This is a genomic window from Stenotrophomonas lacuserhaii (assembly GCF_039674585.1).
Lineage (GTDB): Bacteria > Pseudomonadota > Gammaproteobacteria > Xanthomonadales > Xanthomonadaceae > Stenotrophomonas > Stenotrophomonas pennii_A.
In genome coordinates, this window is the sequence record NZ_JBDJNU010000026.1 from 28,566 (window position 1) to 40,776 (window position 12,211).

Here is a 12,211-nt window from a genome sequence, read left to right on the forward strand (position 1 = left end):
CTCCGAAAGAAGAAGCGGGCGCCAGGCCCGCTTTTTCCTGGTTGAACACGCGGTGGAGTTTGCTGTCAGCGCACCGGTCTGCGTATCCAATCGATCAGGTGGGGGGCAATGACGGGAGCAATCCGTGCATCGGTCTCCGGGTGGATGCTCATGACGCTGGGTTGTTCCAAGCCAAAGCCGTAGACGAGTCCGCTGATCGCGTCATGCGCCGCACCACCGCTGCTGCCCTTACCGATGCTGCGGATTGATTGAAGCTTGTGCTTCGCGTATCCGCTGCTCGCTTTTATCTCGTTGCCCTGAAGCTCGCGACCCACGGCCACGAACCCGCCACGATTCGTGGTTAGGCCGATCCGGGCGACTCCGGCAGTGTACGACGTCTCTGCGTGTTCAATCCAAGTTTTATCGATTACAAGGTTATGACGATCCCCAACGATATCGCCAGTCTGCAATGTCTCGTCCGTCTGGTCGTAGTACAGCTTTACTGCAGACAACCACTGGGTGCGCCACTGCGAACGAACCCAGAATTCCATCCGGTTGATGCGTGTCCCAGGGGTCTTCCAGTCCGGAATTTCGTCGGGTGCGCGTGAATCCAGGTCCCACCACCCCGCGATCGGGGAGAAAATCTCCCGCAGCAGCCATACGCGTTTCTTGTCGGGATACTTTGCCGCATCGAATGCGTACCAGGTGTCACGCTGGTCGATGACTTCAAGCTGCAGCCGCGCCTTCTCGGCCAGCATCGCCGATAGTGGCTGGTTGCGTCGGGCGGGCGCGCCGTCGTTCGGGTTGTCCCTGCGCGCTTTGGCGATGGCCGCTTCCACGGTAGCGTCGACGTGGCGTGTATAGGCTTCGATCCGGTTGCTGAGCTCGCTTTTGTAGTTCTGCACCGATTCGACGCTGAAACCGATCTCCAGTCCGGTCAGGGCGATATCCCTCAGCAGCGTCAGATGCAGCGTCGCAGCGACGACGAAGAGGGGTAGCAACGCTATCTGCTCAGCCTGCAGCTGGAAGCGTGGAATGAGCGCCGAGAACTGAGTATTACTCGCTATGCTCTGTGAATGGATTGTCGGGAGGTCCTGCGCAGTTACCGCATCCCGGTACAGTCTTGAGACGCTGGTCAATCCTTCAAGATCGGCCTTCACCAGATTGAATACGGTTTCAGAAATGCGCTTGTCGGTGTATTCGCGCCACATCTGCTCAGGCGTTTTGCCTTGTCTGGGAAGAAACAGGGCTCCCACGTAGGAGAGCAGCCCACCCACCACGGGAGCTTGATAAAGGGCGCCAAGCGTTGACTCGCGCATCAGGTCGTAGAGCTCGCCGGTTGGCTCGCTGGGCGCCGTGATGGTGGGTAGCCGGGAATCTATCCAGAGCGTCGTCTGCCGGGTTGGCGAGGCCCGCAGGGAACCGGCTGCCAGAGACGTGCATCCCAGTGCGGCGGCGGCCATCAGTTTTCTGCGGACGGGGTCGCGGGGGACCGCCTGAGCCGTGTCGGTGGCGGGAAAATCATGACGCTTCATTGGCTGACCTCGCTTTGACGGACCGGTTGGTGCGTCAAGCTTCAGCTCACCAGCTCGCTGGCGGCAGCGGAAAATGCACCAGGAAAAGGCGGGTCAAAAGCGCAATGATGGCTAGGGCATTACCGGTAGTGCGTGGGCAATGTCGATAGCACGCGACGGGTCCATCCGTACCTGGGCGCCTGCGCGTGCAGTGGGTGATCCCGCGCATGCGTCGATCATCAATCCGCCCACACGCTGTGCGGATCGCCATGCCGAGCCCTTTGCGTCGTCGCACGCGCCAGCACGGCAAACCCGGCCGCCATCGCCAGGGCCACCGCATCCACCCAGAACAACGCCCAGTGGCCATGGCCGGCGCTGGTCCACCACCACCATCCACTCAGTGCGCCATGTGCCAGCGGCACCAGCGCGGTGACCACGGCGGCGGCCCACAGCAGTTCGCGCGCGGCCTGCGCCGGGCGACGCAGCGCGGCCCACAGCGCGCACGCACCCCAGGTCAGGAAACATACCCAGCGGATGCCCGCATCCACCGCATGCGGTGCGACGCGTTCGAGCACCTGTGCGGCGACGAAGGCTGCCGAGATCGCCACCACCAGGCCGATGCAGACCCCGACCGTGGCCCGCGCCATGTTGACCTGCGCGCGGCCCTGCTCGACCTGTCGCCGCTTGCGCCGCGATTCGATCCACAGCAGGTTGCCGGAGTAGAACAGGAAGGCGCCGCCCAGGCCCAGCAGGAAATACAGCCAGGCCACCACGCCATTGCCGAACTCACCGAAGTGCAGCGCATAGGCCGCGCTCAGGGTGGCGTGGTTGGCATCGCGGCGTCCGGGCAACTGGCTGGCCAGCAGGCGGCCGCTGGCGACGTCGAAGGCGACCGCGCCGGCCGGGCCCAGTGTGCCTTCGGATTCGCCGGTGATCTCGATCGTGGCACTGACGTCGCCGGCGTTGGCCAGCTTCAGGTAGGCCGGTTCGAAGCCCTGCACGCCTTGGTCGCGGGCCACCTGCAGCGAACGCGCATGCAGGTCGGCCAGGTTGACCGCCTCGCCTGCGGTGCCGCTGGCGGGGCGGATCGGCGCGGTATCCATCGCCGACGGTACCGCCTGCATCAGCTTGCCGTCGTAGATCAGTGGGTTGAGCAGGGCCATCTGCAGGAACACCAGGCACAGCAGTGCCCCGGTGACGGCGAACATCAGGTGGAAGGGCAGGCTGAGCACGCCGATGATGTTGTGCGCGTCCTGCCAGAACTGTTTCAGGTTGCGGCCCGGACGCAGCGCGAACAGGTCGCCGGCCAGCTTCGGCAGGTGGATCACCAGCCCGCTGAGCAGCGCCACGCCGTACAGCAGGCTGACGATGCCCATCAGGTACATGCCGGCCACCGGCAGGCCCAGCGTGTAATGCAGTTCGTTGACCAGCTCGGCCAGCCCGGCCTGCGGCGGGGTGACGCTGCCGTCGTAATGGTCCAGCCAGGCGTATTGCCAGATGCCCTTGGCGTCCTGCCAGTAGGCGATCGGCTGCGGATGGTCGCCGCCGGGGAAGGTCATGCCCATGTGCGTACGCGCGGCCGGATGGCGTTCCAGCACGCCGTCCAGCAGGCGTTGCGCGTCGGCCAGGGTGGCCGCGGGCTGGTCCACCGATGCCGGGGTCTGCCACAGCGGGATGTCGTGGTGGAACACGGTCAGCGCGCCGGCGTAGAAGGCCACGAACAACGCGAAGCCAGCCACCAGGCCGGCCCAGGTATGCAGCGTGGTGAAGGTGCGCAGGGTCTGCGAGCTGAACTTCATTCGATCGTTCTCATTGCACCGCGCCGGATACGCGCAGCAGCCACAACAGGAGGAAGCCGCCGGCGGCGCAGGCGCTCATCACCGTCCATGCGCGGGCAGCGCTGCGGAAGCTGAAGGCCCACACTGCCGCCAGCATCCACAGCGGGATGAAGGCGATCAGGCTGGGCACCAGCGAGGCTGCCCACGGGCCCGGTGGCAACCAGGCCGCCAGCCCGGTGACGGCGGCGGCAACGAACAGTCCAGCGATCAGTCCGGCAAAGGCGCGCGACCACATCAGTGCGGCTTCCGGGCCGGCACCGCGGCAGGACGGTGCCAGGCGGAGAGGGCAGGCAGCAGCATGGCGACGGCCATCCATGCGCACAGGGCGACCACCAGCCCCGCGCCGACGCCCAGGTCGGCCATCCACAGCCACAGACCGGCAACAGCGGCCACGGTGCCGATCTCGCGGCCCAGCCGGCCGGCACGGCGCAGGCGTGGCCAGCGGCAGTGCGGAGAAGCGGCGTAGAACGCCAGCGCGGACAGCGCGGTGGTCAGCATCGCCAGCGAGCAGAAGCCCAGCGAGGACAATCCGATGGTGGGCACCTGCATCAGCGTGTTTTTCCCGCCGGATACAACGTGGGAGGACGATCAGCAAGCGGGGTCATCGGGAATCCGGGGAGGGGGCGGGGGAAGCCGGAGCGGCGCACGCGTATGGTAATCATTGACTTTTACGCGATCCAGTGTCCTCTATTCAGTAAGCCGCAGGCGCTGCGCTTGGGCTTTATGCCGCGCTGGTTTAAGATCAACCACAGCCCTCCCACTGGATTCAGGTGGCCCGCGCCAAGCGCCGGCCGAGCGTGTGACATGAGCACTACCATCGCCCACCGCTGACCGGCACCCGAAGGCCCCCATCCAGGCGCCGTCGTGGCGCTTTTTTATTGCCCGGGACCGCCCCGGATCCGCATTCCAGCCCGCCGCGCGGGCACAGCATGAAGCCATCTCGATGATCACGATCACCCTTCCCGACGGCAGCCGCCGCGAATTCGAACATCCCGTCAGCGTCATGGAGGTGGCCCAGTCGATCGGCGCCGGCCTGGCCAAGGCCACCATCGCCGGTTCGGTCGATGGCGTGCTGGTCGATGCCAGTGACGTGATCGCCAAGGACGCGACCCTGCGCATCATCACCGCCAAGGACGAGGAGGGCGTGGAGATCATCCGCCACTCCAGCGCGCACCTGGTCGGTCATGCAGTCAAGCAGTTGTACCCGGACGCCAAGATGGTGATCGGTCCGGTCATCGCCGAAGGCTTCTATTACGACATCCAGTCCGAGCGTCCGTTCACCCCGGATGACCTGGCCGCGATCGAAAAGCGCATGGGCGAGCTGATCGCCCAGGACTACGACGTGGTCAAGAAGGTGACCCCGCGCGCGGAAGTCGTGGAAATCTTCAAGGCGCGTGGCGAGGACTACAAGCTGCGCCTGATTGAAGACATGTCGCCGGACATCCAGGCCATGGGCATGTATTACCACCAGGAATACGTGGACATGTGCCGAGGCCCGCACGTGCCCAACACGCGCTTCCTGAAGGCCTTCAAGCTGACCCGTATTTCCGGCGCGTACTGGCGTGGTGATGCGCAGAACGAGCAGCTGCAGCGCATCTACGGCACCGCCTGGGCGGACAAGAAGCAGCTCGATGCGTACATCAAGCGCATCGAAGAAGCAGAAATGCGCGACCACCGTCGCATCGGCAAACAGCAGGACCTGTTCCACCTGCAGGAAGAGGCACCGGGCCTGGTGTTCTGGCACCCCAAGGGCTGGGCACTGTGGCAGGTGGTCGAGCAGTACATGCGCCGCGTTTACCGCAACAGCGGCTATGGCGAAGTGCGCTGCCCGCAGATTCTGGACGTGTCGCTGTGGAAGCAGTCCGGCCACTGGGACAACTACAAGGAGAACATGTTCTTCACCGAATCGGAGAAGCGCACCTATGCGGTGAAGCCGATGAACTGCCCGGGCCACATCCAGGTGTTCAACCAGGGCCTGCACAGCTACCGCGACCTGCCGATCCGTTACGGTGAATTCGGTTCCTGCCATCGCAACGAGCCGTCCGGCGCGCTGCACGGCATCCTGCGCGTGCGCGGCTTCACCCAGGACGACGGCCATGTGTTCTGCACCGAATCGCAGATCGAAGACGAAGTGACCGCGTTCCACCAGCAGGCGCTGGCGGTGTACCAGCACTTCGGTTTCGAGGACATCCAGATCAAGATCGCGCTGCGTCCGGAATCGCGCCTGGGCGACGACGCCACCTGGGACAAGGCCGAAGGCGCGCTGCGCTCGGCGCTGTCCAGCTGCGGCGTGGAATGGCAGGAACTGCCGGGCGAAGGCGCCTTCTACGGTCCGAAGATCGAGTACCACCTGAAGGACGCCATCGGCCGTACCTGGCAGCTGGGCACCATGCAGGTCGATTTCATGATGCCCGGCCGCCTCGGCGCCGAGTACGTGGACGAGAACAGCCAGAAGAAGCATCCGGTCATGCTGCACCGGGCGATCGTCGGTTCGATGGAGCGCTTCATCGGCATCCTGATCGAGCACCACGCCGGCCAGTTCCCGGCCTGGCTGGCGCCGACCCAGGTGGTGGTGGCCAACATTACCGATGCCCAGGCTGAATACGTGAGCGAGGTTCGCAAATCCCTTGCGGATCAAGGCTTCCGGGTAGTCGCCGATTTGCGTAATGAGAAGATCGGTTATAAGATTCGCGAGCACACGCTTCAGCGCGTGCCGTACCTGCTGGTCATTGGTGACCGCGAAAAGGAAAACGGCGCCGTGGCGGTGCGTACGCGTTCCGGCGAGGACCTGGGCAGCATGAGTCTCCAGGCCTTCATTGAACGGCTGCAGGCCGAGGGCGCGTAATCAAAGGTCCGGTCCGTGTGCAATGGCGCGCGGACCGGTTCGATACCCTTGGGAGATTGCAATATTAGTACCCCTGACAATAAACAGAATCGAAAGAATCAGGAAATCCGCGTGCCGCGCGTACGCGTGATCGGCAGCGACGGCGAAATGATCGGCGTGCTCACGCGCGACGAAGCCTTGGCCATGGCCGAGGAAGAAGGCCTGGACCTGGTTGAAATCCAGCCGCAGGCCGATCCGCCGGTGTGCAAGGTGATGGACTTCGGCAAGTTCAAGTTCGAAGCCCAGAAGAAAGCCAGCGAAGCCAAGAAGAAGAGCAAGCAGGTCGAGATCAAGGAAGTGAAGTTCCGTCCGGTCACGGACGAGGGCGACTACCAGATCAAGCTGCGCAAGATGCGCGGTTTCCTCGAAGAGGGCGACAAGATCAAGGTCAACATCCGCTTCCGTGGCCGTGAAATGAGCCATCAGGAACTGGGTCGCGAGATGGCCAACCGGATCGAGACCGATCTGGGCGAGGACATCGTGATCGAATCCCGTCCGCGCCTGGAAGGCCGCCAGATGGTGATGATGATTGCTCCGAAGAAGAAGACATAAGGCGTGACGGGCTGCCCTTCGCGGGCGCCTGGCAGCTGAATGCAACGGGAGGAGGGCGCCGCTGGCGCCTTTCTGCTTTTCCGGGCCCCGGTTGCCGTCATGGGGTCCCGGGGCGTTGCCCGAGGCCCATTTCCCCTGTATGATTGCCGGCTCGACCCATCAGGAGGGGTCGTACGCGGATCATGGCAGGACGGAAAGAGTGGCCCAGGCCACCGCCAGATCAGTCAGAAACCAGGGTCAAATCCCATCAAGGACATAGCAATGCCCAAGATCAAGACCAACCGGGCGGCGGCCAAGCGTTTCCGCAAGACCGCCTCGGGCAAGTACAAGTGCGGCCACGCCAACCGTAGCCACATCCTCACGAAGAAAGCGACCAAGCGTAAGCGTAACCTGCGTCAGACGAATCACGTCCGCGCAGAAGACGCCGGCCGTCTGGACCGCATGCTCCCTTACCTCTGAGGAACTGACACATGGCACGAGTAAAGCGTGGCGTACAGGCGCGTCGCCGCCACAAGAAAATCCTGACTCTGGCGAAGGGCTACTACAATGCCCGTCGCAAGGTCTTCCGCGTTGCCAAGCAGGCCGTCATCAAGGCCCAGCAGTACGCGTACATCGGTCGTAAGCAGAAGAAGCGTAATTTCCGCTCGCTGTGGATCACCCGTATCAATGCCGCGGCCCGCATCAATGGCCTGAGCTACAGCCGTTTCATGAACGGCCTGCTGAAGGCTGGCATCACCCTGGACCGCAAGGTGCTGGCAGACATCGCCGTGCACGACGCGGCCGGTTTTGCCGCGCTGGCTGAAAAGGCCAAGGGCGCTCTGGCGGCATAAGTCCTCCTCGGTCGTTGCGGTTGACGCAGCGCCCGCAGGCAAGGCAATGCATGGGGAAGGGCGCAAGTCCTTCCCCATTCTTTTTTGTGCGGTGGCCAGCGCAACGCGCGGCGGCCGGACAGCGGTGGCGACGGGGGTCGGCCCTTCGCGCATCGCGAGGGCATATCCGACCCGAGGTTCCGGCACCCCATGAGTGACATCCAATCCCTGACCGCCCAGGCACTGGCCGATGTGGCTGCCGCCCAGAGCCCCGATGCGCTGGAACAGCTGCGCGTGGCCCTGCTGGGCAAGAGTGGCAGCATCACCTCGCAGCTGAAGCAGCTTGGCGCCTTGCCGGCCGACGAGCGCAAGGCCGCCGGCGAAGCGATCAACCGCGCGCGCGACACGCTGACCACGGCGCTGGCCGAGCGCAAGGCGGTACTCGAAGACGCCGCCCTGGATGCGCGCCTGTCCGCTGAAGCCATCGACATCACCCTGCCGGGCCGTCGCGGTGGCCGTGGTGGGTTGCACCCGGTGACCCGCACGCTGGAGCGCATCACCGAGATCTTCGGCCGCCTGGGCTACGAGTTGTCCGAAGGCCCGGAAATCGAGGACGACTGGCACAACTTCGAAGCGCTGAACTTCCCGCCGCATCATCCGGCGCGTGCGATGCACGACACCTTCTACTTTGGCGATGGCCGCCTGCTGCGCACGCATACCTCCGGGGTGCAGGTGCGCTACATGGGCGAGCACGCGCCACCACTGCGCATGATCGCCGCCGGCAAGGTCTACCGCAGCGACAGCGACCAGACCCATTCGCCGATGTTCCACCAGGTCGAAGGCCTGCTGGTGGACGAGCACTCCAACTTCGCCGATCTCAAGGGCACGCTGTCCGAGTTCGTGCGCGCGTTCTTCGAGCGCGATTTCGAGATGCGTTTCCGTCCCAGCTACTTCCCCTTCGTCGAACCGGGTGCGGAAGTGGACATCGCCTGGCAACAGCCCGATGGCAGCACCCGCTGGCTGGAAGTGCTGGGCTGCGGCATGGTGCATCCGAACGTATTGCGCAGCGTCGGCATCGATCCGGAGCGCTACACCGGCTTCGCCTTCGGCCTGGGCGTAGAGCGGTTCGCGATGCTGCGCTACGGCGTCAACGACCTGCGCGCGTTCTTCGAGAACGACGTGCGCTTCCTGAAGCAGTTCGCGTAACGGCTGTCCGTAGCGTCGAGCCATGCTCGGCGGCACATCATCAAGGTCCAGGCGCATGCGCCGGACCCACCAGGGTGACACCATGAAATTCTCCGAAAACTGGCTCCGCAGCCACGTCCCCACCAGCGCCTCGCGCGATGAGCTCAGCGCCGTGCTGACCGCCATCGGTCTGGAAGTGGAAGAGGTCGATGCGCTCGGCGGTGGCCTGGATCACGTGGTCGTGGCGCGCATCGTGGAGGCCGTGCGCCACCCGGAAGCCGACCGCCTGCAGATCTGCCAGGTCGATGCCGGCCGCGGCGAACTGCTGCAGATCGTCTGCGGCGCGCCGAACGCGCGCCCGGGCCTGGTCGCGCCGCTGGCGATGGTCGGCGCACAGATCGGTGCGTTGAAGATCGGCGCAGCGAAGCTGCGTGGCGTGGACTCCAACGGCATGCTGTGTTCGGCCAAGGAACTGGGCCTGGACAGCGACGCGTCGGGCCTGTTCGAACTGCCCGATGACGCACCGGTGGGGCAGGGGCTGGTCGAGTATCTCGGCCTGCCCGACAGCAGCATCGAGATCAAGCTGACCCCCAATCGCGCCGACTGCTTCAGCGTGCGTGGCATTGCCTTCGACGTGGCGGCGGCCACCCGCAGCGAGGTGGTGCCGTTCGCCGCCGACGCGGTACCGGCGACCGGCTCGCGCGAGCTGGCGATCGAACTCAATGCCGGCGCCGAAGCGCCGCGCTACCTCGGTCGAGTCATCGAAGGGGTAAATGCCGCCGCCCAGACCCCGCTGTGGATGGCCGAGCGCCTGCGCCGCAGCGGCGTGCGTCCGGTGTCGCTGCTGGTGGACATCACCCAGTACGTGATGCTGGATCTCGGCCAGCCGATGCATGCCTACGACCTCGGCACGCTGAGCGGGCCGATCGGCGTGCGCCGTTCGCGCGCAGGCGAAACCCTGAAGCTGCTGGATGGCCGCGACGCCGCGCTGGACGACAGCTTCCTGGTGGTCACCGATGCCGACCGTCCGGTCGGCCTGGCCGGCCTGATGGGTGGCTTCGACACCCGCGTGACGGACGCGACCACCGATGTCTTCCTGGAAGCGGCGCACTTCGCGCCGGCGGCGATCATGGGCCGCGGCCGCAAGCTGGGCCTGCACACCGATGCCGGCCATCGCTTCGAACGCGGCGTGGACCCGGCGCTGCCGCGTGCGGCCATCGAACACGCCACCGCGCTGGTGCTGGAACTGGCTGGCGGCACCGCTTCTGTGGTGACCGAAGCGCTGCGCGCAGACGACCTGCCGTCGCCGACGCCGATCACGCTGCGCCGCGCACGCATCACCCGCGTGCTGGGCATCACCATCGAAGACGCCGAAGTGGAGCGTATCCTGCGCGCGCTGGGCATGGAGGTGGTGGCCGTGGGCGAGGGGTGGCAGGTCACCGCACCGAGCCGTCGTTTCGACATCGCCATTGAAGAAGACCTGATCGAAGAGCTGGCCCGTATCCACGGTTACGAGCAGATCCCGACCACGCTGCCCGGCGGTGCCGCGCGCGTGGCGATGCCCAGCGAAACCCGCCTGGAAGAGCTCAGCGTACGGCGCCAGCTGCTGGCGCGCGAGCTGCAGGAAACCATCAACTTCGCCTTCGTCGATGCGCAGCTGCTGCAGCAGTGGCAGCTGGTCGACAACCTCGTGCCGCTGGCCAATCCGCTGTCGGCCGAACTGGCGGTGATGCGTCCGGCGCTGCTGCCGGGGCTGGTCGCCACGCTGGGCCGCAACGTGGCCCGCCAGGCCGGCCGGGTGCGCCTGTTCGAGATCGGCCGCGCGTTCGCCGCCCAGGCCGGTGAAGGCGCGCCGGCACCGCTGGAAACCCAGCGCGTGGCCGCCGTGGTATGTGGTGACGCCGACGCCGAGCAGTGGGGCCTGTCCGCACGCAAGGTCGACTTCCACGACCTGAAGGGCGACCTGGAAGCGCTGGCCGCCGCCAGTGGCGCCGAGCTGAGCTTCAAGCCCTCGGCCCAGCCCTACGGGCACCCGGCGCGTTCGGCCGATGTCTACCGCGGCGATGTCCGCCTGGGCTGGATCGGGCAGATCCACCCGCGCCTGGCCAAGGCGATGGACATCGATGTGGACGTCTACGCCCTGGAGCTGGACCTGGCGCCGTTGGCCGCCCGCGAACTGCCGCGTGCCAGCGAGCTTTCGCGTTTCCCGGCGGTGCGTCGCGACCTGGCCGTGCTGGCCCCCGATGCGGTCGCCTGGACCGATCTGGCGGCTACGGTGCGACGGGCCGCCGGGCCCCTGCTGCGCGAGCTGAACCTGTTCGACCGATATGTCGGGCAGGGGGTCGAGCCGGGCTTCAAGAGTCTCGCTATGGGCTTGATTTTGCAGGACAAGTCGCGCACTCTGACGGACCGCGACGTGGACGCGGTGGTGACCGAGGTGGTCGCTGCCATCGAGCGTGAACACCACGCCCGGATCCGCGGTTGAGCGGGCAGCACCCAGGGGTAAGCAGGCGATGGCACTGACCAAGGCTGAAATGGCCGAAAAACTGTTCGACGAAGTCGGCCTGAACAAGCGTGAAGCCAAGGAATTCGTCGACGCGTTCTTCGATGTGCTGCGTGAAGCGTTGCAACATGGACGTCAGGTAAAGCTGTCCGGCTTTGGCAACTTCGACCTGCGGCGCAAGAACCAGCGCCCGGGTCGCAACCCGAAGACCGGTGAGGAAATTCCGATTTCCGCCCGCACGGTAGTCACCTTCCGTCCGGGCCAGAAGCTCAAGGAAAGGGTGGAAGCGTATGCTGGATCCGGGCAGTAACAGAGAGCTTCCGCCGATACCGGCCAAGCGCTACTTCACCATCGGTGAGGTCAGTGAGCTGTGCGACGTCAAGCCGCACGTGCTGCGCTACTGGGAAACGGAGTTTCCCAGCCTGGAGCCGGCCAAACGCCGCGGCAACCGTCGCTATTACCAGCGCCATGACGTGCTGATGATCCGGCAGATCCGCAGCCTGCTGTACGAACAGGGCTATACGATCGGCGGGGCGCGGTTGCGGCTGGATGGCGCCGATGCGCGTGGCGAAGCCGCGCTCAGCCAGCAGATCATCAAGCAGGTCCGCGTGGAATTGGAAGAAGTGCTGCAACTGCTTCGCCGCTGATTCTTTTTTCGCGTTGATCCGCTATACTTCACGGCCCGCTTCAACGGCGGGGCAACATCGCAGATATTCGGGGCGTAGCGCAGCCTGGTAGCGCATCTGCCTGGGGGGCAGAGGGTCGTCGGTTCGAATCCGGCCGTCCCGACCACTGTGATGAAAGAAGAGGCTCGTGCAGCAATGCGCGGGCCTTTTTCGTTTTGTGGGTAGCGCCGAGCCATGCTCGGCGAGCGCAGCGGCAAGCCAGGAGCGTGACGACCAACGGTCGTCACCTACAGAAGGCGGGTGCTATGACGGCCAGCGGCC

Annotated in this window: 12 protein-coding genes and 1 tRNA gene; 9 read left to right on the plus strand and 4 right to left on the minus strand. The window is 65.3% G+C overall.

Annotated features, from left to right (window positions below; genetic code table 11):
* Positions 1-65 precede the first annotated feature (65 nt).
* From ABE522_RS11395 to ABE522_RS11410, 4 genes are all read right to left on the minus strand, one after another.
* Positions 66-1,514, minus strand: a complete 1,449-nt coding sequence (locus ABE522_RS11395; RefSeq protein ID WP_346591780.1) for an insecticidal delta-endotoxin Cry8Ea1 family protein — start codon at positions 1,512-1,514, stop codon at positions 66-68.
* Positions 1,515-1,732: 218 nt separating this feature from the next.
* Positions 1,733-3,292 carry a PepSY-associated TM helix domain-containing protein gene (locus tag ABE522_RS11400; RefSeq protein ID WP_346591781.1) on the minus strand — a complete coding sequence of 520 codons (1,560 nt, stop codon included), beginning with the start codon at positions 3,290-3,292 and terminating at the stop codon, positions 1,733-1,735.
* A 10-nt stretch (positions 3,293-3,302) separates the two neighbouring features.
* The gene (locus tag ABE522_RS11405; RefSeq protein ID WP_346591782.1) at positions 3,303-3,566 is read right to left on the minus strand and encodes a hypothetical protein; all 264 of its coding nucleotides are present in this window, start codon (positions 3,564-3,566) and stop codon (positions 3,303-3,305) included.
* On the minus strand, positions 3,566-3,880 hold the full coding sequence (locus ABE522_RS11410; RefSeq protein WP_346591783.1) for a hypothetical protein: 315 nt from the start codon (positions 3,878-3,880) through the stop codon (positions 3,566-3,568). Before ABE522_RS11410 ends, ABE522_RS11405 begins: the two co-directional genes overlap by 1 nt.
* Positions 3,881-4,274: 394 nt before the next feature.
* On the opposite strand from ABE522_RS11410, the gene thrS reads away from it, so the two are divergent.
* The 9 genes from thrS (at position 4,275) to ABE522_RS11455 (ending at position 12,056) form a co-directional block, all read left to right on the plus strand.
* Entirely contained in the window at positions 4,275-6,176 is a 1,902-nt protein-coding gene (gene thrS, locus ABE522_RS11415; protein ID WP_346591784.1) for a threonine--tRNA ligase, read from the plus strand.
* Positions 6,177-6,224: 48 nt separating this feature from the next.
* Positions 6,225-6,767, plus strand: coding sequence for a translation initiation factor IF-3 (gene infC, locus ABE522_RS11420; RefSeq protein WP_080335080.1), 543 nt, complete (start codon positions 6,225-6,227; stop codon positions 6,765-6,767).
* 261 nt (positions 6,768-7,028) lie between these two features.
* On the plus strand, positions 7,029-7,226 hold the full coding sequence (rpmI, locus tag ABE522_RS11425) for a 50S ribosomal protein L35 (RefSeq protein WP_002811096.1): 198 nt from the start codon (positions 7,029-7,031) through the stop codon (positions 7,224-7,226).
* 11 nt (positions 7,227-7,237) lie between these two features.
* The gene (rplT, locus tag ABE522_RS11430) at positions 7,238-7,597 is read left to right on the plus strand and encodes a 50S ribosomal protein L20 (RefSeq protein WP_003484828.1); all 360 of its coding nucleotides are present in this window, start codon (positions 7,238-7,240) and stop codon (positions 7,595-7,597) included.
* Between the two features lie 189 nt (positions 7,598-7,786).
* A complete protein-coding gene (locus ABE522_RS11435; protein ID WP_042612989.1) occupies positions 7,787-8,782 on the plus strand; it encodes a phenylalanine--tRNA ligase subunit alpha in 996 nt (331 codons plus the stop codon).
* An 82-nt stretch (positions 8,783-8,864) separates the two neighbouring features.
* A complete protein-coding gene (gene pheT, locus ABE522_RS11440) occupies positions 8,865-11,246 on the plus strand; it encodes a phenylalanine--tRNA ligase subunit beta (RefSeq protein WP_346591785.1) in 2,382 nt (793 codons plus the stop codon).
* 28 nt (positions 11,247-11,274) lie between these two features.
* Entirely contained in the window at positions 11,275-11,574 is a 300-nt protein-coding gene (locus tag ABE522_RS11445; protein ID WP_042612988.1) for an integration host factor subunit alpha, read from the plus strand.
* The gene (locus ABE522_RS11450; protein WP_042612987.1) at positions 11,555-11,911 is read left to right on the plus strand and encodes a MerR family transcriptional regulator; all 357 of its coding nucleotides are present in this window, start codon (positions 11,555-11,557) and stop codon (positions 11,909-11,911) included. Before ABE522_RS11445 ends, ABE522_RS11450 begins: the two co-directional genes overlap by 20 nt.
* A 68-nt stretch (positions 11,912-11,979) precedes the next feature.
* Positions 11,980-12,056: transfer RNA gene (locus ABE522_RS11455), tRNA-Pro, on the plus strand.
* The last annotated feature ends 155 nt before the right edge of the window (positions 12,057-12,211 follow it).

Excerpts from the sequence above, each read along its gene's own strand:
- ABE522_RS11405 (WP_346591782.1), bottom strand. The coding sequence starts at position 3,566 with ATGTGGTCGCGCGCCTTTGCCGGACTGATCGCTGGACTGTTCGTTGCC.
- thrS (WP_346591784.1), top strand. The coding sequence starts at position 4,275 with ATGATCACGATCACCCTTCCCGACGGCAGCCGCCGCGAATTCGAACAT.
- pheT (WP_346591785.1), top strand. The coding sequence starts at position 8,865 with ATGAAATTCTCCGAAAACTGGCTCCGCAGCCACGTCCCCACCAGCGCC.
- ABE522_RS11395 (WP_346591780.1), bottom strand. The coding sequence starts at position 1,514 with ATGAAGCGTCATGATTTTCCCGCCACCGACACGGCTCAGGCGGTCCCC.
- ABE522_RS11450 (WP_042612987.1), top strand. The coding sequence starts at position 11,555 with ATGCTGGATCCGGGCAGTAACAGAGAGCTTCCGCCGATACCGGCCAAG.
- ABE522_RS11400 (WP_346591781.1), bottom strand. The coding sequence starts at position 3,292 with ATGAAGTTCAGCTCGCAGACCCTGCGCACCTTCACCACGCTGCATACC.
- rpmI (WP_002811096.1), top strand. The coding sequence starts at position 7,029 with ATGCCCAAGATCAAGACCAACCGGGCGGCGGCCAAGCGTTTCCGCAAG.
- rplT (WP_003484828.1), top strand. The coding sequence starts at position 7,238 with ATGGCACGAGTAAAGCGTGGCGTACAGGCGCGTCGCCGCCACAAGAAA.
- ABE522_RS11445 (WP_042612988.1), top strand. The coding sequence starts at position 11,275 with ATGGCACTGACCAAGGCTGAAATGGCCGAAAAACTGTTCGACGAAGTC.
- ABE522_RS11435 (WP_042612989.1), top strand. The coding sequence starts at position 7,787 with ATGAGTGACATCCAATCCCTGACCGCCCAGGCACTGGCCGATGTGGCT.
- ABE522_RS11410 (WP_346591783.1), bottom strand. The coding sequence starts at position 3,880 with ATGCAGGTGCCCACCATCGGATTGTCCTCGCTGGGCTTCTGCTCGCTG.